The sequence below is a fragment of the Streptomyces sp. NBC_00377 genome (genome assembly GCF_036075115.1).
In the GTDB taxonomy this organism is placed as follows: Bacteria; Actinomycetota; Actinomycetes; order Streptomycetales; family Streptomycetaceae; genus Streptomyces.
Genome location: NZ_CP107958.1, coordinates 8,796,336 through 8,815,802 on the forward strand (window position 1 = coordinate 8,796,336; position 19,467 = coordinate 8,815,802).

17 protein-coding genes are annotated in these 19,467 nt (G+C 70.8%); 9 read left to right on the forward strand and 8 right to left on the reverse strand.

Annotation, left to right across the window (positions count from 1 at the left end; translation table 11 throughout):
* Positions 1-123: 123 nt before the first annotated feature.
* Both OHS71_RS39105 and OHS71_RS39110 read right to left on the reverse strand, forming a co-directional pair.
* Positions 124-522 carry a DUF6234 family protein gene (locus OHS71_RS39105; RefSeq protein ID WP_328484058.1) on the reverse strand — a complete coding sequence of 133 codons (399 nt, stop codon included), beginning with the start codon at positions 520-522 and terminating at the stop codon, positions 124-126.
* Positions 523-676: 154 nt separating this feature from the next.
* Entirely contained in the window at positions 677-1,666 is a 990-nt protein-coding gene (locus OHS71_RS39110) for an endonuclease/exonuclease/phosphatase family protein (protein ID WP_328484791.1), read from the reverse strand.
* A gap of 429 nt (positions 1,667-2,095) precedes the next feature.
* On the opposite strand from OHS71_RS39110, the gene OHS71_RS39115 reads away from it, so the two are divergent.
* Entirely contained in the window at positions 2,096-2,791 is a 696-nt protein-coding gene (locus tag OHS71_RS39115; RefSeq protein WP_328484059.1) for a response regulator transcription factor, read from the forward strand.
* Positions 2,792-2,801: 10 nt separating this feature from the next.
* Positions 2,802-3,932, forward strand: coding sequence for a sensor histidine kinase (locus tag OHS71_RS39120; protein WP_328484060.1), 1,131 nt, complete (start codon positions 2,802-2,804; stop codon positions 3,930-3,932).
* 38 nt (positions 3,933-3,970) lie between these two features.
* On the opposite strand, the gene OHS71_RS39125 is transcribed toward OHS71_RS39120, so the two are convergent.
* On the reverse strand, positions 3,971-4,876 hold the full coding sequence (locus OHS71_RS39125; protein ID WP_328484061.1) for a trypsin-like serine peptidase: 906 nt from the start codon (positions 4,874-4,876) through the stop codon (positions 3,971-3,973).
* A gap of 149 nt (positions 4,877-5,025) precedes the next feature.
* The gene (locus tag OHS71_RS39130) at positions 5,026-5,727 is read right to left on the reverse strand and encodes a 2-phosphosulfolactate phosphatase (RefSeq protein WP_328484062.1); all 702 of its coding nucleotides are present in this window, start codon (positions 5,725-5,727) and stop codon (positions 5,026-5,028) included.
* Between the two features lie 231 nt (positions 5,728-5,958).
* On the opposite strand from OHS71_RS39130, the gene OHS71_RS39135 reads away from it, so the two are divergent.
* Positions 5,959-6,198, forward strand: a complete 240-nt coding sequence (locus OHS71_RS39135; RefSeq protein ID WP_328484063.1) for a hypothetical protein — start codon at positions 5,959-5,961, stop codon at positions 6,196-6,198.
* The gene (locus OHS71_RS39140; protein ID WP_328484064.1) at positions 6,198-6,575 is read left to right on the forward strand and encodes a fic family toxin-antitoxin system, toxin component; all 378 of its coding nucleotides are present in this window, start codon (positions 6,198-6,200) and stop codon (positions 6,573-6,575) included. The genes OHS71_RS39135 and OHS71_RS39140 overlap by 1 nt, the downstream gene beginning before the upstream one ends.
* 183 nt (positions 6,576-6,758) lie before the next feature.
* On the opposite strand, the gene OHS71_RS39145 is transcribed toward OHS71_RS39140, so the two are convergent.
* Positions 6,759-7,868, reverse strand: a complete 1,110-nt coding sequence (locus OHS71_RS39145) for an LUD domain-containing protein (RefSeq protein WP_328484065.1) — start codon at positions 7,866-7,868, stop codon at positions 6,759-6,761.
* A gap of 156 nt (positions 7,869-8,024) precedes the next feature.
* On the opposite strand from OHS71_RS39145, the gene sigJ reads away from it, so the two are divergent.
* The 3 genes from sigJ to OHS71_RS39160 all read left to right on the forward strand — a co-directional run bounded on the left by sigJ (position 8,025) and on the right by OHS71_RS39160 (position 11,521).
* A complete protein-coding gene (gene sigJ / locus OHS71_RS39150; protein ID WP_328484066.1) occupies positions 8,025-8,963 on the forward strand; it encodes an RNA polymerase sigma factor SigJ in 939 nt (312 codons plus the stop codon).
* Positions 8,964-9,072: 109 nt separating this feature from the next.
* The gene (locus OHS71_RS39155) at positions 9,073-9,666 is read left to right on the forward strand and encodes a VOC family protein (protein ID WP_328484067.1); all 594 of its coding nucleotides are present in this window, start codon (positions 9,073-9,075) and stop codon (positions 9,664-9,666) included.
* A gap of 670 nt (positions 9,667-10,336) precedes the next feature.
* Complete coding sequence (locus tag OHS71_RS39160) at positions 10,337-11,521, forward strand: type III polyketide synthase (protein WP_328484068.1); 1,185 nt, start codon at positions 10,337-10,339, stop codon at positions 11,519-11,521.
* Positions 11,522-11,821: 300 nt separating this feature from the next.
* On the opposite strand, the gene OHS71_RS39165 is transcribed toward OHS71_RS39160, so the two are convergent.
* Positions 11,822-13,987: an ATP-binding SpoIIE family protein phosphatase gene (locus OHS71_RS39165; protein ID WP_328484069.1), complete on the reverse strand. Its 2,166-nt coding sequence runs from the start codon at positions 13,985-13,987 to the stop codon at positions 11,822-11,824.
* Positions 13,988-14,369: 382 nt separating this feature from the next.
* Here OHS71_RS39165 and OHS71_RS39170 point away from each other — a divergent pair, with 382 nt between their 5' ends.
* Positions 14,370-15,563 carry a PP2C family protein-serine/threonine phosphatase gene (locus tag OHS71_RS39170; protein ID WP_328484070.1) on the forward strand — a complete coding sequence of 398 codons (1,194 nt, stop codon included), beginning with the start codon at positions 14,370-14,372 and terminating at the stop codon, positions 15,561-15,563.
* Between the two features lie 70 nt (positions 15,564-15,633).
* Here OHS71_RS39170 and OHS71_RS39175 read toward each other — a convergent pair whose 3' ends face one another.
* Together OHS71_RS39175 and OHS71_RS39180 are read right to left on the reverse strand one after the other, a co-directional pair.
* Entirely contained in the window at positions 15,634-17,352 is a 1,719-nt protein-coding gene (locus OHS71_RS39175; RefSeq protein WP_328484071.1) for a SpoIIE family protein phosphatase, read from the reverse strand.
* A gap of 474 nt (positions 17,353-17,826) precedes the next feature.
* On the reverse strand, positions 17,827-18,672 hold the full coding sequence (locus OHS71_RS39180; RefSeq protein ID WP_328476313.1) for an RNA polymerase sigma factor SigF: 846 nt from the start codon (positions 18,670-18,672) through the stop codon (positions 17,827-17,829).
* A gap of 698 nt (positions 18,673-19,370) precedes the next feature.
* On the opposite strand from OHS71_RS39180, the gene kdpF reads away from it, so the two are divergent.
* Entirely contained in the window at positions 19,371-19,460 is a 90-nt protein-coding gene (gene kdpF, locus OHS71_RS39185) for a K(+)-transporting ATPase subunit F (protein WP_256916116.1), read from the forward strand.
* The last annotated feature ends 7 nt before the right edge of the window (positions 19,461-19,467 follow it).

Here is a 19,467-nt window from a genome sequence, read left to right on the forward strand (position 1 = left end):
GCACACGGCCCATTCGCCTGGTTTCTACGCCGCTCTTGTGGGTACTGGCGCTGGACCCCGAGTCTCCCTGGCCGTTCACCTCTTCGCGCGCGGAGCCGTGTGTGGGTGGCGCAGGACTGTGTCTCAGCAACTCGCGCTGTAGCGGATGCACCCCGGTGCCGGGGTGTGGTCGTTGTCCCACTCGTGTTGCGTGACCACCAGCACCTGGCCGGCCAGGAGAGCCAGCAACACGTGCGCGATCAGTGTCCAGCGTGCACGGAAGAGTGCTGCGAGCACTGCCAGGACGAGTACAGCGACCAAGAACACCCGTACCCGGTCGATGTGCGCGAGCGCGGCCGCGTCGGCCCGCGCCCGGTCCCCTTGCGCCGCCCATACCTCCAGGCCCAGGCCGAACATCCAGTCCAGCACGAGCCAGGCGGTCTCCAGCAGGAACAGCGGTATCGCGAGGGCGAGATCAACGCCCCGGCGTGTTCGGTGCGACCAGGGGCGCCAGTGATGCGGTCCGGGTACGGGAGTCGTCATGGTCGAAGGGTGGCGAGCCGAGGTGGTGGTACGCATGAGCACGCGTACTCAAGTCCGGGCCGGTGCAGAGGCAGAGGTGGTGGGTGACCGGGTCGTGCCGTGCCCAGAGCGGCCAGGCAGGCCAACCGTCGTTCCCAGGTGCTCGGTCGAGGTGTCACCAGCTGATTCCCGCCGCCACCGGCAGGTGGTCGCTGCCCGTGGCCGGCAGCGACCACGAGCTCCGGGGCTCGACGCCGCGGACCAGGATCTGGTCGATCCGCACCACCGGGAACTTCGCGGGCCAGCTGAAACCGAAGCCGTTGCCGGCCACCTCCTGGGCCGAACGCAGCTGCGAGGTGAGGCCGGCGAACGCGCGGTCGTCCATGGTGCCGTTCAGGTCGCCGAGCAGTACCACCCGCTCGTTCTGCTCGGCGGCGACGGCCTCCCCGAGCGCCTGCGCGCCCCTGTCTCTCGAGACTGTCCAAAAGCCCGCCCCGGGATTGACCCGTGCGGACCCCAGGTGTGCCACATAGACCGCCAGCGGACCCTGGTCCGTGGCCACCGTGGTGCGCAGCGCCCGGGTATAGGCCATCCTGACGGCGAGCGGCTTGGTGTCCGCCAGCGGCCCGTAGTCCGTCTTGATGTCGACCGGCCGGGTGTCCGACAGCGGCGCCTTGCTCCACAGCCCGATGGTGCCCTGCACCGTGTGGTACGGGTACGTCTTCGCCAGTTCCCTCTCGTACAGAGGCTTCGCCTGCGGGGTTATCTCCTCCAGGGCCAGGACGTCCGCACCCGAGGCGGCCAGGTCGCGTGCGGTGCCGGTCGGATCGGGATTGTCGGCGCCGACGTTGTGGCTGGCCACGGTGAATTCGCTGCCCGGGTGGGACTTGTCGCCGAGCAGCCCGCCGAAGAGGTTCAGCCACACCAGGACCGGCAGCAGCAGCGCGGTCACCGCGGAGGCGGAGCGGCGCCACAGCGCCCCGGCCAGCAGCATCGGGACGAACAGGCCGAACCATGGCAGGACCGTTTCCGCCAGGCTGCCGAGGTTCCCGATCCGGTTCGGTATCTCGGCGTGCAGCAGCATGGACAGGCCGAGCAGCAGCGCCAGCGCAGTGAGCACGGGACCGCGCTTCCAGAGCTCCGGTCGGGAGCCCATGCGGATCATCCGGCGGATGCCGGCGTGCCGGGTACCTCGACCGGTCTCCCGATGGCCGGCGCCGTCCTGACCGGCCGTCTCTGCCCTGTTCACCTGCGTCATCGTCCGTCCTCGCTCACTGCCGGCGACTGCTCATTCCTCGGGGTACGGGCGGGGGCCGCATACCTGCGCGGGCTGCCGCGGTCGATCGCGGCGGTGCTGCGATCCGTAGTGCCGGGGTCCGTTCCCGAAGGTCTGGCGCACTCGGCACCCGGGCCTCGGCTGCGACAGCCTGCCGTCGCAGCCGAGGCCCGGGTGCCGGTGGCGTTCCCGGCAGGTGAGTCGACGCCGGCGCGGTGGGATCCGAGCCATGCAGCCAGTCAAGACAGTGCCGTGTTGTCGCCGCGTATGCGGTTTTCGATACGCCGCCGATATGCGCCGGCTCGTAGCATCGGCGGCATGCGCGTGTTGATCGTCGAGGACGAGCCCTATCTGGCGGAAGCCATCCGCGACGGCCTGCGCCTCGAAGCGATCGCGGCCGACATCGCGGGTGACGGCGACACCGCTCTGGAACTGCTCGGTGCCAACGCCTACGACATCGCCGTCCTCGACCGCGACGTTCCCGGACCGTCCGGTGACGAGATCGCCCGACGCATCGTCGCCTCGGGCAGCGGGACACCGATCCTCATGCTCACCGCGGCCGACCGTCTCGACGACAAGGCCTCCGGCTTCGAACTCGGCGCCGACGACTACCTCACGAAGCCCTTCGAACTCCGGGAACTCGCGCTCAGGCTCCGCGCGCTCGACCGCAGACGTGGCCACAGCAGGCCGCCGGTGCGGGAGATCGCGGGTCTTCGGCTGGACCCGTTCCGCAGAGAGGTCTACCGGGACGGCCGCTATGTGGCGCTGACCAGGAAGCAGTTCGCCGTGCTCGAAGTCCTCGTCGCTGCCGAAGGCGGTGTCGTCAGCGCCGAACAACTCCTGGAACGGGCGTGGGACGAGAACGCCGACCCGTTCACCAACGCCGTCCGCATCACCGTCTCGGCACTGCGCAAACGCCTCGGCGAACCCCGGGTCATCGCCACGGTGCCAGGCGTCGGCTACCGCATCGACACACCACCGGAGGCCGGACGCGAGGGAGGCGAAGGTGAATAGAGCACCGGGGATGAGCGTTCGCCGCAAACTCGCCCTCAGCTACGCCGGATTCATCATGCTCGCCGGCGGCTTGCTGCTCGTCGCCGTGTGGGTGTTCCTCCTGCGTTATGTGCCTGATCGCGCGACGCTCATCGTCCCCAACGGCCCGTCCACCCATGGTGTCTTTCCCGTCCGGTCCAACCTCCTGCGCCTTTTCGCTCCGAGAGCAGCCGCAGTGGTGGCGTTCCTGCTGGTGTTCGGCCTCGTGGGAGGGTGGGTCCTCGCCGGCCGGATGCTCGCTCCGCTGACCCGCATCACGGGCGCCACACGCACGGCCGCGAACGGATCGCTTTCTCATCGAATCCGGCTGCCGGGCCGTACGGACGAGTTCCGCGAACTGGCCGACGCCTTCGACACGATGCTGGAACGGCTCGAAGCGCACGTCGCCGAACAGCGCAGATTCGCAGCCAACGCCTCACACGAGTTGCGCACCCCGCTGGCGATCTCGAAGGCGCTTCTCGACGTGGCGCGCACCGATCCGGACCACGACGCGGGCGAGGTCATCGACCGTCTCCACGAAGTCAACACCCGAGCGATCGACCTCACGGAAGCACTGCTCCTGCTCAGCCGCGCCGACCAGAGGTCCTTCACCCCGGAACCCGTCGACCTGTCCCTGCTCGTGGAGGAGGCCACCGAGACACTCCTCCCCCTCGCGGAAGCGCACGGCGTCAGCATCGAAACCTCGGGCGACTTCACCCCCACGATCGGATCGCAGGCGCTCCTGCTCCAGCTGACCACGAACCTCCTGCACAACGCGATCGTCCACAACCTGCCGGAACAGGGCACCGTGCGGGTCGACACCAGCATCCGCCCGAGGACCGTGGTGCTCACCGTCGAGAACAGCGGCCGCAGGCTCAGTCCAGAGCTGGCCTCGACCCTCACCGAACCGTTCCAGCGCGGCACCGAGCGCGTACACGCCGGTCATGCGGGCGTCGGCCTCGGCCTGGCCATCGTCAAGAACATCACTCACGCGCACGACGGGACACTGACCCTGACCCCGCGCTCTGCCGGCGGGATCCGCATCACCGTGGAACTACCGCGTCAGCCCCGCACACCGGCAAGCGCTGAACCAGGGAGAGGGGCCGACGAGCGGCCGCGGTAGGGGAGGAGCGCCGCTCCGGTCGGCCGAAGTCCCGGTGATCAGCCGCGCTGGGCGGCGTCGTAGACGGCCCGCGCGGTCTTGTCGAGCGTAGGCCCGTACATCGGGCTGCCGCCGTCGCCCTGGCCGTGGCTGTTGACGGACACCACGGTGCCCTTGCCGGTGGCGGAGTCGAAGCCGGCGAGCCAGGGGCCACCGCTCGCGCCGCCGCCGAGGTCGCACGGGACGCGCTGTTCGCCCTCGGGGGCACGCTGGGTGGTACCGGCGCAGTAGAGCAGCGACTCACCCCGCTGGGGACTGGTCGCGGGATAGCCGAAGGCGGCGACCCGCTCACCGGCCGCACGGCCGAACGCGATGTTCTGCGCCCCCACCGCGTCGGTGAGCCGCTTCCCGTACGCCGGGGTGGCGACGACCATCGCAGCCACGTCATCGACGGTGTCCTCGGCCCAGGAGCGCGGTGTCGTCGTCGCCTTGACGGCGTAGCGGCCGTACGGCGTCTTGCCCTTGGTGTAACCGGGGACGAAGACGATGTCGCTGTAGGTGTTGACGGGCGAGGAGCCGAGCCGTGCGCAGTGAGCGGCGGTCATGATCACCGAGCGGTTGCTGCTGGTGACGGCGCTGGCCGTGCACCAGGTGTCCTGCCCCCTGGAGTCGACGAAGAAGAGGCGGCCGATGCTGGGGATGCCCTTGCCGGTCCAGGGCTTGCTGAGCGGTCCGGTCGGGCCCAGGTCGACGGCGCGGCTGACCTGCTTCATGCGCGCGGGCGTCCAGTAGGAGAGGGCGTCGGACACCTCTGCCGCCGTGTAGGTGACCGTACTGACCTGCCCGGTTCCGGTGGCGGCCGCTGCGGGTAGGGCCGGAGCCGCGAGGGGGCAGGCCAGCGCCAGCAGGGCGGTGGCGAGACCGGCGACGGTACGGCGCGTGCCTCGGGACAGGGTGGGCGACATGGATGTCCTCTCGGGTGATCGGGATGTGGTGATCACCTGGGAGGATGCGATTCCGGAGGGTGCCGTGCATCCGCCGTCTGATCTTTCGTCAGCTGGCCGCCTCCGGCCCGGGCGCTCGAGACGTGGACGGCCAGGGCATCGCGGTTCTGTCAGAGTGAGGCGTCGTCGGCCGGCGAGGGTACGGCGCAGGGCCGCAGGACCATGAGCGAATCCTCCAGGGCCGCCACCATGGCGAAGGGAAACCGGTCGAGCTCAAGACAGAGCGCAACGTCGTCAGGGTGGGTTCCTCGACGTACACCCGTCGTCAGATCGGCTGCGGCGCGCGACTCGGCGGCGCGGCGAAGGAACCCGGCCGCATCCGTCCCGGCGTCGGTCGCCCGCGCGGCGATGTACTGAGCGCACGCCAGATCTTCTTCGGCCCGTCCGTCGTCGCCGGTGACCACGAACGTGACACTGTCGCCCCTGCGCGTCCGCAGGAGCCGAGCGGTTGCCTCCGCCACCACGAAACCGGCGCAGAGCACCAGCGACGCCTCCTTGACCGCAAGGGCGCCGACCGTTCCCGCCGTGGTCTTCTGTACGACCGTTCGTCCGTCAAGGTCGGCAGAGCGCAGCAGCCCCGGCGAGTTGACCAGGTCGAACCCGGGCGCGGGCGGACCGTCTTTGAGCGCCAGCCGATCCGGGTGGTGAGCCTTGAGCGCCAGAGCGTCGTCAAGCGACTCGGCCAGCACGATCTTTTCCGCCCCTTGGGCGAAGACCCAGGCGGCGACGGTGAAGGCGCGCATGACGTCGACCACGACCGCGACGGACGGGGCCTCGACCAGACCGGTGATGCCAACAAAGCGGGCGTCCATTCCGCTCATGATTCCGCACGCCCGACCCGGAGCAGCTGTGGAGTGGCTTACGTCATATCGTCGGTCTCGGTGTGCCCGCATCCGTCGGCCGTCCGCGCCGGGCCCCGTGTCAGGTGGCACGGCGCTGGTCATGACTGCTCGGTCGCCGCATGGCTCGGCAGTGGCCGGACGTGTGCCCGCCTTTCCTGTCGCTGACGCCCGGCGCTTGGTAACAGCTGTTACCATGCTGCTATGGCCAAGACACAACTGGGCGCGCGGGTGGATGAGGACGTGGCGGAACTCGCCAAGAAGCGCGCCGCCGACCTGGGACTGAGCATCGGGGACTACCTCGCCAGGCTGGTGCAGGACGACGCCAGTGGCCTGCGCGCCCGTGCGGTGGACGCGGCCGCCCGCTTCCTGGCCGAACACCAGACGGTCTTCGACGAGGCCGAGGACGCCCAGCAGGCGCCTGCGGGAGCGCGCGCGGCCTGATGGATCTGCACATCGACGTTCCCTGGATCCTGAAGGTCGCGGAGGCCGCAGGAGCGAACGATCCGGCACCCGACGACTACGGCGTTCCCCTGTCGGCGGTCGCCCGGCACCGGGCCGAGCTGTTCGAACAGCCCGTCTACGACGGCCCGTACGCCAAGGCAGCCGCCTTGGTGCACACGCTGGGCCGGTGCCGCTGGCTGGAGCGCTCCAACATGGCCGTCGCCGCGGCCACAGGCGTCATGTACCTCGAGGCCGCCGGAATTCCCCTCAAGCCCGCCCGTGAGGACGCCGTCGCCCTCAAGGACCTGCTCCTCGATCCCACCTGTACCGTCGGGAAGATCGCTGCTCTGCTGCGGAACTGGCCCACCGTCACCTGACACCCACAGGCCTGCCGTTGCTGCTCCGGGCCCATAGGCCGGCCTCGGGCGTGGCGGCGGTCGCGGCGGTGGATCGGCTGCGGGCGTCACGACGAAAGCCCCCACCCGGCTGCCGAGATGCTCGCGCGGCTCTTTCGCCTACCCGGCAACGCATCCGTGACCGCCGCCGGACCCCTGGGCCGGTCAATATCCGATCGCCTCCCGGAGAAGCAGCACCGTGCCGCGCCCCGGGCGGGGTTCCGCGTTGAGGACGAGCAGCCGGTTGACGGCGCTGGGCGTCCCGTACACCGCCTGGGCGCGGGCGTTCTCCAGCGGCAGGGCGTGCTCTTCGACGCGGCGCAACGCGGTGCTGAGGTCGGGCACCACCTTCTGCGCACCGACGACCCAGATCGCGTGAGCGGCTCCGCCGGCGTTGGCGGGGAGTTGGCTGCCGCTGCCCGAAGCGAGAAGGAGCGAGCCGGTCTCGGTGACCGCGGCGACGCTGTTGACGACGAATGCGGGGCAGGCGAGCAGCTTCCGGATCTCTTCGGCGCCGGTGGCACGGTCGATGGCCAGGACGCGCGGCCTGACGGCGTCGTACCGGCCGCCGCCGTTGATGTCCTCGTCGATGCCGGACAACCGAAGGGTCTCGCTGGCTCCGGTGAGCACGCCGGCGCCCTCGGGGAGCAAGTCCTTGACGCGGGCGCGCGCGGCCGCGGCATCGTCAAGGATCTCGACGGCGAAGCCGTTGGTGCTCAGCGCGGCGGCAGCCCGCTCCAGTCGTTCGGACGATGCCGGGTCGGCGAAGGACGGGGCCGAAGCCGTGCCGGCCGTGGCGTGTTCCGGACCGGTCGGACCGGTTTGCGAACCCCGCGCCGCCGTGGGCGCCGTGCCCGCCAGCGGGGAGGTGTCGAGGTACCTGACCTCGTACACCCGCTCGGCGAACTTCCAGCCCTCCGCTGTGCGCTGGTAACGGTCGTGGTAGACGGCGTAGTTGAGACCCTGACGTCCGTCGAGGGTACGAGCGAGTTCCTGGATGTAGGCGCGGCCGGTGGCGGTGTCGCCGTCGAGCAGGATCGTGCCGGGGTGTGTGGTCTGCACGAAGAAGTCCCACTGGCTCTGGAGCCGCTCGCCCCCGGCGCGGATCTCGTCCCGGCCGATCTGCTCGACGGGGATGTTGGGCATGCGCAGGGCGCCGTCCGGTGTGAACAGCGACGCCAGACGGGGGCGGTCGCGCATCATCGCCGCGTCGGTGAACTCGCCGCGCAGTGCCTCGATCTCGACGCGGTCCGCGATGGCCTGGAAGTCGTTCATCAAAGTCGTCTCTCCGTCTTGGTCTTGTCGTCGTCCTCACCGTGACGACAACGCAGCCCCTCGGAATGTGAGGCGGCGCGTCGGCCTCACATTCCGAAGGGCTGTCCTGTCGTAACGGGTAGAGGCAGGGAAGCGAGCGAGGGAGACGTCCAGATCATGACCACCACAGCCGGACCCGGCGACGATCAAGGCGATCCGGGCCTCAGCGCGATCATGAGCGAGCGGCGCCGGCTGATCAACCTCGGCTATCGGCTCCTCGGATCCTTGGCCGACGCCGAGGACGTCGTGCAGGAGACCTACACCCGCTGGTACGCCCTCTCGCCACAGGAGCAGCGGGCGATCGAGTCGCCCGGCGCCTGGCTGATGACGGTCGCCAGCCGCATCTGTCTGAACCTCCTCGGCTCGGCGCGGGCCAGGCGGGAGACGTACGTGGGCGAGTGGATCCCCGAGCCGCTGCCCGATCCCGTGCAGTGGATCACCGGGCACTCCGGCGGCGGCGGGCTCGACCCGGCCGATCGGGTCACACTCGACGAGTCGGTGACGATGGCCTTCCTGGTGGTCCTCGATTCGATGACCCCGGCCGAGCGCGTCGCGTTCGTCCTGCACGACGTGTTCTGCTATCCCTTCGGCGAGGTCGCCGAGGTCACGGGCCGCACTGCGGCGGCGTGCCGCCAGTTGGCCTCGTCCGCTCGGCGTCGCATCCGGACCGCACGGACGCCCGCGGACTCGAGTGCCGGACAGGCCCATGTCGTGAGGCAGTTCAAAAGGGCGTGGGAGACGAAGGACATCGACGCGCTGGTCGGGCTGCTCGACCCCGACGCCACCGCGACCGCCGACGGCGGCGGGCTGGCCGTCACCCACCTGCACCCGATCGTGGGCGGTGAGCGGATCGCGAAGGCATACGCCAAGATCGCCCGTGTGGCGGGCGACCGCACGACGTTCATGGAATGCACGGTCAACGGCCTGCCCGGCTTGGCGGCGTTGCAGGACGGCGACATCGCGACCGTGTTCGCGTTCGAGATCGCGGACGACCGGATCAGGCACATCTGGGCAGTGCGGAACCCCGAGAAGCTCCGTCCGTGGCGCATCACATGAGGTGTGCTCGCAGTTTCCTTTCCCTCCGTATCCGGAAGGATCACAGCACCTGACGTACTCAGCGGCGACAATGAGCAGGCACTGGGTTCGACGGTCCGGGGGGAACTGGATGCTGACCGGGATCGTGATCGACGCGCTGGACGCGGCGCGCCTGGACCGCTTCTGGCTGGACGCGACGAGAGGCCGGACAGACGGTCTGCGGCTGCGGTTCGTGCCCACGACGAAGCCGAAGGCGGCGCAGAAGAACCGGCTCCATCTCGACCTGGCCGGAGGGCCGGACTGGCAGGGCGAGGTGGCGCGCCTGCTCGCACTCGGAGCGACACGGGTCGACATCGGCCAGGGGGACGTCCCGTGGGACGTGCTGGCGGATCCCGAGGGCAACGAGTTCTGCGTCCTGCGGCCCGGTCATCCCGGCGTGCTCGCCGACGCCGGCCTCGCCGCGATCTGCCTCGACATCGCCGAGGAGGACCGCTACGGACAGCGGGCCTTCTGGGAGTTCCAGGCCGAGTGGCGTGCGGTCGAGTCGTACGACTGGGGCTTTCGGCTGCGCCGTCGTCCCACCAGCACGGTCTCACTGGTGATGGGACCGCCTGCGGCGCCGAAGACGGGGCGGAACAGGCTGCGTCTTGAGGTGACCCGGCGCGACGGTGAATCCGGCGAGTTCGTGGACGCCGGCGGGAACGAGTTCCACGTCACGCGCTGACCGGCCGTCTCCTCCATCGAGGCGGCATGCGCGGTAGTCGGCGGTCGGCGGTCGGCGGTCCGCGCCCGGTCCGGGAGGGTTGGCTCCACAGAAGCCGGGACCGGCTTCCCACGCGTACGCGCCGACGCGACGAGGCGGGCTCCTGCGCGGACAGCTGGTCGGCGAAGTGGGGGCGCGTACTGCCCCGCCGGTCTCGGCCCACCTCTCGGCGCCACCCACCAGCGCCGTCGCACGCCGAAGTCGACGGGTGAGGGCGGCGGCGGGGCGAGCGCGCGGCGCAGCTGCACGGCCTGAGCGGCCGTCATCGCGACGCGGATCCGACCCGTCGGTGGGCGTCGGACTCACGTCGCCCGTGTGCGGCCCGCCGATGGTGCGCGCGCCCGGACGGGGCGCGCCCGGACCGGACGAGTCTCGAGACTGACGGTTGGTCAGGCCATGCCCGCAGAGACACTCCCGGGATGGCCCCGTTTTGGCGGTGTGTGCCGTATCACGCCGTTTGAGGGTCGCCCAAGTTGTGTGAGTCACAGCAGATATGTCCATTTAGCGTCCATGCTCGACAGGGACGGCGGCTCCCGAAGCGGAGCCCGTCGGCATGGGCGCGAAGCTCCAAAGTGGCCCATGACGCAGCCCTCGTGACGTTCCTCTCTCTTCCCCTGGAAAGGTGCCCATCATGGCCGCTTACCTCTGTCCTCCCGCCGTGATTCACGGTGAGCACACCGTGGAGACCAGCCAGATCGTGCAGGAGGTGCGCGACCGGCACCCGCATGCGGCGTGGGCGCCGCGGATCGACGGCATCGCGGCCAGTACGGGCATCGAGACCCGCGGCTGGATGCTGCCGCTGGAGACCGCCGTCGCGCCCGGCAACGGCGGCGCTCTACGGGACGTCGGCGTCGAGTCCGCCCAAAAGGCGCTGGCGCACGGCGGATTCACCCAGCAGGAGGTGGACCGCGTGATCACGGCCCTCGAGGCGGTACCGGCGCGGCAGACCGTCCAGGAGCGCACCGCCCCGGCCTGGGAAGCCGTGCAGTCCTACGGGGAGCGTGCGGCGCGCGGAGCCCTGCAAATCGCCGGGCTGGACGCCACGGACATCGACTGCCTGATCACCAGTCACTCCACCACCCCCGCGCTGCCGGGCCTGGACATCGCCCTGGCCAACAAGCTCTCGCTCCGCAACGACGTGATGCTGCTGCCGGCCACCCAGTGGGCCTGTATCGCCGGCACCCGCTCCCTGGCCCTGGCGGCGGATCTCGTGGCCGCGGACCCCGACCGGGTCGTCCTGGTCGTGATCGCCGAGGCGCTGAGCACGACCTACCAGCCCGCGGACGACACCATCGAGTCCCTGATAGTCCGCCTGCTGTTCGCGGACACCGCGGTCGCCGCGGTGGTCACGGGCCGCCCGCGGCCCGAGTCCGTGCTGCGGCTGGACGCCGCCTGGCACCACACCCTGCCCGGCACCCAGGACCTGCACCGCCTGGAGACGCGGGCGGACGGCACCCACTTCGTGATGGACCGGCGCGGGCCGCGCGCCGTACAGGAGACGGTCACCGCGATGTGGGAATGGCTGCGCCTCCGTTACCAGGACGACCCCGACTCCTGGCACCCCGACGTGCTGCTCGCGCACCCCGGCGGGACCCGGGTGCTGGAGTACATGGAGCAGACGATGCCCGAAGCGTGGCCCTCGGGACTGCTGGACTACAGCCGGGACAGCTACACCAGCGGAAACCGCGGAGGCGCCGCCGTGTTCGACATCCTGAGGCGCGCGCACGACGCGGGGCAGAAGTCGGGCAGCCGCGCCGTCCTCTACGCGGCGGCCCCGGGCCTCACCGCCACCGCCCTCGAAGGCGAGTGGCTCTAGGGCGTGTCTGACAGTTCGCGTCGGATCAGCGCGCGGCGTCCGGTGCGGTGCATCGCAAGGCGGAGCATCGCCCGCGTACTGGATGTACTCGGGTGATGCGACAACGCGGCGTGGGGGCACCCCCGGCCGAAGGCTGGGGGAGTGCCGTGCCGGACGCCGCGCGCCCGGCGGGAATTGTCAGACACGCCCTAGGACGAGCCCGCGCGGACCCGGCCGGCAGACGGGCCGACCACGCCACCCGCCCAGGCCATGGGGCGAGCCCGCGCCGCCCGGCAGGCGCACGGACTGTCCGTGGTCACGTCACCATGGGACTTCCGCCCACACCACCTTGCCGGTGTCCGTCCATCGCACGCCCCACCGCGTGGTGAGTCTGTGCACGATGTGCAGACCGCGCCCGCCGTCGTCCAGGAGGCCGCCCGGACCCAGCCGCGGCCTGCCGTTGCCTGTGTCGCCCACCTCGCACAGCAGACTCTGGCCGGCCCTGATCAGCCGTACCGTGATGGGGCCTTCGGCGAAGCGCACCGCGTTCGTGACCAGCTCGCTGACCAGCAGCGGCACGTCGTCCCGGGTGGCGCCCCGGGTGTGCCATCGCCGCAGCAGCGCGGAGACGTGCGTGCGGGCCCGCAGCGGCGCGTCGTCGCGGGCGGGCAGCCGCCAGGTCGCGGTGTCCTCCTTGCGGTAGCCGATCATGCGAGCGAGCAGCAGGGTCACGTCGTCACGCTGGCGTTTGGGCGCGAGCGCGGAGACGACGTGCCGTGCGGCCTGCTGCAAGGTGTCCCAGGGGTGCACCGCGGCCACGGCCTCCGCCAGCCTGCTGATGCCGTCGTCGATCGACAGGGCCGGGTTCTCCACCAGGCCGTCGGTGTAGAGGGCGAGCAGGGAGCCCGGGGGCGCGTCGAACGTGTGCACCTCGAACGGCTCCCGCAGCGCGAACTCCACGCCCAGCCCGGGGTGGGGGCGGACCGCGAGCGGGCCCGCGTGACCGTTCGGAAGCACCAGGACCGGGGGGAGGTGGCCCGCGCTGGAGAGCGTCACATGGTGGCTGACCGGGTCGTAGAGGGCGATGCAGCAAGTGGAGCCGAGGGCGCTGTAGCCGGCCGCCAGCCCGGATTCCGCGTCGTCCAGCAGCGACACGGTCTCGTCCAGGTGCTCCAGGACCTCGTCCGGCGCCAGACCCGCGGACAGCAGCGCGCGTGCCTCCATGCTCAGCTGGCCCATGGTCGCCGCGGCTCCCAGGCCATGCCCGACGACGTCACCGACGACCAGCGCGGTACGGCCGTCCGGCAGCGGGAAACTGTTCACCCAGTCGCCGCCGACACCCGCGCTGTCGGGGGTGGCGGGGTGGTAGACGCTGGCGATCTCAATGGTGTGGCCGCCTGTCCGGGGCAGCAGCCTGCGCTGCAACGCAAGCACCTGAGTGTGCTCACGGTGGTGCTGACGGGCCAGGTCGACGTGATGGGCGGTCCTCGCCACCAGTTCCTGGAGGTCGAACAACTCGCTGTCGCGGAAGGGGAGGTCCGCCCGCCGCCAGACCTCGGCCACGCCCAGCACGACGGGCGGCGTCCCGTCCAGGACCAGCGGTATGCACGCCACACTCGCCGACCGGTCACCGGGCACCAGGGCACGGATCACCCGTGGGCTGCCGAGCAGCCGCTCGACCGCCTCACGATCCGGTATGACGATGGCCTGGGGGGCGTCGTCCCGCCGTACCGCCTGCGCCAGCAGGCGACTCGCGTCGTTCGGGAGATCGCCGCCCGGCGTCACGTAACCCTCGGGCCAGACCCGGTCAGGGACCAGCGCTGCCCGCCGCAGCCGAATACGCCCCTGCCCCTGTTCGGTGAACCCCTCGCCCGTCCACACGGCGAAGTCGAGGTCGACGGCGGCCACGTCCCCCCAGGCCAGCAGGGACTCCGCCAGTGACTGGGCGGTCTCGCCGATATCCAGCGAGGTGCCGATCGCGGTCTCGGCAGCGTACAGGTGCAGCCTCCTGGCCATGGCGATCAAGGAGACGGTCAGGCCCTCCTGGGGCGCCGCGGCGGGCAGGATGCTCATCGAGACCACCAGCTCCGACCCGTCGCCGCGCCGCAGGCGCTGGATCCGGGCGACGTGCGCCTCACCGATCTCCAGGACCTGCCGCAACCTCCGGGTGACCGTCGGTACGTCCCCGGGTGGCAGCAGGTCGGCGAAGGAACTCCCGGCCACGGCGTCCAGACCCGCGAACACGGCGGCGTCCAGATTGCAGCGGGTGATGCGCAGATCTGTGTCCAGGTTGACCACGCCGAGTATCTGGTCGTGACGGTCGGCTGCTGCCGGGCTGCCGGTGACGCGTGGGCGCGTGGTGCGGTCGCCCGGGGCGTCGGCGGGATCGGCGGCCGCTGCCGATCCGCCGCGCGGGATGTAGCGCCCCAGGGCGCTGCTGACCAGGTCGAACGGCGATGAGGACGAAGGGGAGGGCGTGGAGTCCATGCGGCTCTCTCAGCAATCCCCGGCGGAGTGCCGGGGTCGTGGTCGGACCCGTGCGACAAGGCCCCGAGACCCCTGACCGCACACCTCATTGAATAACACCGTGGGTGGCTTCGCCCACACCAGCGGCCAGGGACCTCACCCGCCCGTACAACAACCCCGGGGCGGCCGGACCGCTCGCCGCGCGCGGACGACAGGCTGCCTCCCCTGCGTCCCGCGACCGCCGGCGCCCCGACCGCCCCAGCCGCCCGCGAACACCGTTCCGGAGGACCACAGACCCTCTTCGCGCCGATCTGGCCCACTGTCTTGACCAGGTGAAATGGGTGGATGAGGTGATGTTGCGCAGAGTCGGGGAAGAAGGTGCGGCAACCGACAGGAGGTTGCTGTGGAGGGTGGAGATCTGGAACTGGGCGAGTTGCTGGCCGCTGCGGAAGCGGCCCCGCCCGGTGAGTCCGTGGACGTGGTGGCGCGCGATTTGCAGAAGCGGTTCGGTGCCGAGCGGGTGTCCTTCCTGTTCGTCGATCTCATCGGCCAGCGGCTGGTCCGTCTGGCCGCCGCCGGCAGTGCGGACGCCGACGACGCGGGGCCGGTGGAGCTGCTGGGAAGTGTCTACGACGAGGTGCTGCGGAGCCAGCGCCAGCATGTCGAGCCGGGCGGGCAGGGCGGGCGGCGGGTCATCACGCCGGTCACCAACCGGGGCGACTGCATCGGCGTGCTCGAGGTGAGCCTCCAGAGCGCCGACGACACCGTACTGCGCCAGGTCCGCGAGGCGGCCCACGCGCTGGCCTACATCATCGTCACCGACCGCCGCTTCACCGACCTCTACCACCTGACCCGGCGCACCACCGAGACCAGCCTGGCCGCGGAGATCCAGCACCAGCTGCTGCCCTCCGCGCCGTGCTGCGAGGCACGGCAGTTCACCCTGGCCGCCGGCCTGGTCCCGGCCGACGACATCGGCGGCGACACCTACGACTACACCCTGGACCGCGACACCCTGCACCTGTCCATCACCGACGCGATGGGCCACGACACCAACTCCGCCCTCCTGGCCACACTGCTTCTCGGAGCGCTGCGCCGGGCCCGCCGCAGCGGCTGCGACGCCCTGAGACAGGCCCACCACGCCCACCAGGCCCTGCTCAGCCACAGCCGCGGCCTGGCCACCGGCCAGCTGCTCTGCGTCGACCTGGCCAGCGGCCGGTGCGAACTGGTCAACGCCGGCCACCCCCGCCCGCTGCGGCTGCGCGCCGGCACCGTCGAGGAGGTGCCCCTGAGCGCCAACCTGCCCTTCGGCGTGTCCGCCCCCACCGGCTACCGCCTCCAGGAACTCCAGCTGCTGCCCGGGGACCGCCTGGTGCTGCTCACCGACGGGATGCAGGAACGCGGCGCGGCCGCCGTCGACCTGGCCGCCGTCATCCACGACACCCGCACGCTGCACCCACGCGAAGCCGTCCGCAGCCTGACCGCCGCCGTCCTGCACGCCTGCCACGGCAGCCTCAGAGACGACGCCACGGTCCTGATACTGGACTGGCACGGCACCCCCGACCACCCCGACGACACCAGACCCGACCCGCAGCGATGAGCCGGTAGGGGCAGGGCCGGGCCGGGTCGGCGACGTCCGAGGCCGCGACATCGACCTTGGGCCGCGTGGGTCATCCGGGGTCGGGGGTGCGCAGGGCGAGCAGGGCGACGTCGTCGTCGTTGGCGCGAGGGCGCACGCGGCGCAGCAGCTGGTCGGTGAAGGAGGCCAGTGGCCGGTGGGCGAGGGATGCGGCGTGCCGGCCCAGGCGCTCGAGGCCCTCGTCGAGGGTGCGGCCGGGTTCTTCGATCAGGCCGTCGGTGTAGAACAGGAGGGTCGAACCCGGCGGAAGCAGGGTGACGGCGTCGGTGCGGGGTTTGCTCGACCCGGTGCCCAGGAGGATGCCGTGGCCGTCGGTGAGGTAGTCGGCGAGGCCGTCGTGGCTGATCAGCAGGGGCGGCGGATGGCCGGCGTTGCTCCAGGTCAGTTTCCACCGACCCTCGTCGGCTTCTTCGACACGGGCGAGGATCATGGTGGCCATGGCGACGTCGGTGATGTGCATGACCGCTTCGTCGAGGCGTTCGACGATCCTGCTGGGCGGTTCCTGAAGGGCCCACGCGTAGGCGCGGAGCATGTTGCGCACCTGTGCCATGCCGGCCGCGGCCTCCAGATCGTGGCCGACGACGTCGCCGATGGCCAGCGCGGTGGCGCCGTCGGACAGCGAGAAGGCGTCGTACCAGTCGCCGCCCACCTGCGAGGCGTCCGGGGCGGGCAGGTAGCGGACTGTCATCTGCAGCCCGGGCACGCGCGGCATCTGGGGCAGCAGGTGGTTCTGCATGGTCTCGGCGACCTTGCGCTGACGCTGGTAGAGGCGTGCGTTGTCCAGGGCCAGGCCGGCACGGCGCGCGATGTCCTCGATCAGGGGAAGATCTACGGTGGCGAAGTCGCCCTCCTGCTTGGCGCGGCCCAGGGTGAGTGCTCCCAGGACGGAGCGGGTGCTGCGGATGGGGGCGATGGCCGCGGAGTGGATGCCGGTGGCGTCGAACAGACGGCGCTGTTCGACGGCGATCCCGGAGTCCGGCGGCCCCTGGTAGGTCTTGGGGCCGGCCAGTGTCGAGGCGACCCCGCGCAGCGCCCTGGACAACGGCATCGGTGACTCCTGCGGGACCGGCGGCATCGGTCCCTGGAGCTCCTCATGGCGCACCAAGGCGTCACCGGCGGCCTCGACGACGACATCACGCCAGACCTCGTCGCGTTCGGTGATCAGATCGATGATGGCCCAGTCCGCCAGTCGGGGCACCACCAGCTTCACCAGCCGCCGCAGCGCTTCCTCGACATCGAGGGTGGAGGTCAGCTGTGTGGTGGTGGCGGCCAGCAGCGCGAGCCGTTCGAGTTCCGGCAGCAGTGTCCCCTCCGGCTTCGGCGTCTCGTCGCTCTCCTCCAGATGGCGGGGGTGGAAGACGACGAGGGTGCTGCGCTCGGGGCCGTCGAGGTCGAAGGGGGTTATCAGCCAGGAGACGGAGACCACGCCACCGCCCCCGAGTGCGAAGTACTCCTCCTCGCCCTGCGCGGTGCGTCCGGCGTGGAAGGGCTGGCGCATACGGCACCGGGTGCGTGGCAGGGGGTGGCCGTGGGCGTCGCGGTGCAGCAGGTCGTGCGCGTCATGGCCGATGAGAGCTGCGGCGGGCCGGTCCAGGAACTGTTCGGTGCGGGTGTTCACGGCGACGATGCGTCCCTGCTCGTCCACCACGTAGGCCCCGGTCCCGATGGCTTCCAGTGCCGTGACGAGCGTGGCGGCAGGTGTCGCCACGGGCCGCTTCCCGTGCGACTGCGACTGCTCCGCTCCTGCCATGCCCTGATCTCCTTGTCTGAGTGGCGGCACACCGACTCGACGGTATCCGCCCACTCCCGACTTCCCCATCGCCCATGGATTGAGTCTCAGCGGGATGGGCCTTCCGGGAGCGGGTCGGCAGGAGAGGGGTCGGGACGGGACCGGGGAACCGCGGGCCGCCCTGGAGACGGGCCTGAAGGCCGACTGGCGGTGGGTGCCGCTGCGGACTCCTGGAGGCGGGGACCGAGCGCTCACGCCGCCGGCGGCAAGGTGGTTCCTGGATGCCGGTCGCGCACCTGTCGCGCACCTGCGGCTGCACGGATCGGCTCGTTAGCCGCGGTGCCGGGCGGTGGCGGTGCTGGTGGTTGCTGCTTCTGGGTGTGTGCCCGCCCGTCTGGGGTCTGTGCGTGTGCTGGGGGTCGGGTGGGTGTCCCGGGCGGTGAGGCTGGGTGCTGGTGCCGCCCGGGGCCTTGGGGGGGGGCGGGCTGGTGGGTGTCAGTGCTGGGTGAGCATGCCTTCGCGCAGCCGGGTCAGGGTGCGGGTGAGGAGCCGGGAGACGTGCATCTGGGAGACGCCGAGGCGTTCGCCGATCTGGGCCTGGGTGAGTTCTTCGACGAAGCGCATGTGGATGATCTGCCGGTCGCGTTCGCCGAGCTCGGCGATGAGGGGGGCCAGGGCGTGGAAGTCCTCCACGAGTTCCAGTGCCTGGTCCTCGGTGCCGATGAAGTCCTGCAGGGCGGTCTCGCCGTCCTCACCGCTGCTGAGGGTGGCGTCCAGGGAGGAGGAGTTGTAGCCGTTGGCGGCCAGGCGGGCCTCGCACACCTCTTCCTCGGGCAGGCTCATCAGTTCCGAGAGTTCCCTGACCGTCGGGGTGCGGCCCAGCCGGCTGCGCAGTTCCTCGGTGGCGCGGGCCAGCTGGACGCGGGCCTCTTGCAGCCGGCGCGGCACGTGCACCGCCCAGGTGGTGTCGCGGAAGAACCGCTTGATCTCACCGACGATGTAGGGGATGGCGAAGGAGGTGAACTCCGCCTCCCGGGACAGGTCGAACCGGTCGATCGCCTTGATCAGGCCGATCATGCCGACCTGGACGATGTCCTCCATCTCCTCCGGCCCCCGGCTGCGGAAACGGCCCGCCGCGAACCGCACCAGCGACATGTTCATCTCGATCAGCGTGTTGCGTGCGTACTGGTGCTGCGGCGTGCCCTCCTCCAGCACCGCGAGCTGGTCGAAGAACAGCCGGGACAGCTCACGGGCGTCCCGCGGCGCGACACGAGCGGGGTCGGCGACCTCCGGCAACCCGCGCACCTGCGTGTCCGTAGCCGTCACGCTCATGAGTGCCATGACATACCCCTCCCACCATCGAAACCGACCACCACGAGCCGACTGGAATCAACCGGCACCGCCGCGCGATTACCCCTTCATTGTGCATCCATGCGCCCACCCGCACGAAAAAACGAAACACCACCCCACACGCCGCACGCCCCGGCACCCCCGTGATGGAGGCAGGGCTTCTCGGGGCGTTGTTGTCGGTGCCGGGTGGCACTACCCGGTCATGAATGGCGAGTCGTTCAACTGGGTTGAGTTCCTGGGACGTTGGCAGCAGGAGTGGGTTCCGCGCGCGGACGCGGACGCGGACGAGTAGGAGGGGGAGGGGGAGGAGGAGGGCGGGCAGACCGCCTTCCACCCGGGCAGGCCCGGGGCACAGGAGTCGGAGATCGCCGCGGCCGAGGAGCGGTTGGGGCGGCGGCTGCCACCGACGACGCGCGGTGGCGGACGGCGCGCGGATGCCGTCGAGGCCCGCTGTCATCGCGCCGGGCGCGAGCTGCCGTAAGAGTCCCGTCAAGGGCGCGGTGACTGCCGTAAGGGAGTCGTCAACGGGCGGCCGATTCCGTTCAGGTGCGCGTTTGCTCTGAGTGTCCGCTCGTTTTCAGACCTCTCTTCCACTCCTAGGAGTTCGCGATGGCCGACCTGGCCTTCGTCCTCACCACGGTCGCGGTGTTCGCGCTGGTGGCCCTCGTCGCCAAGGGGGTGACCAGGCTGTGACCGCCGAGAACATCGTCGGCCTCGTCGTGGCCGTCGCCCTGCTGGGCTATCTCATCCTCGCCCTGATCTTCCCGGAGAGGTTCTGACCAGCAC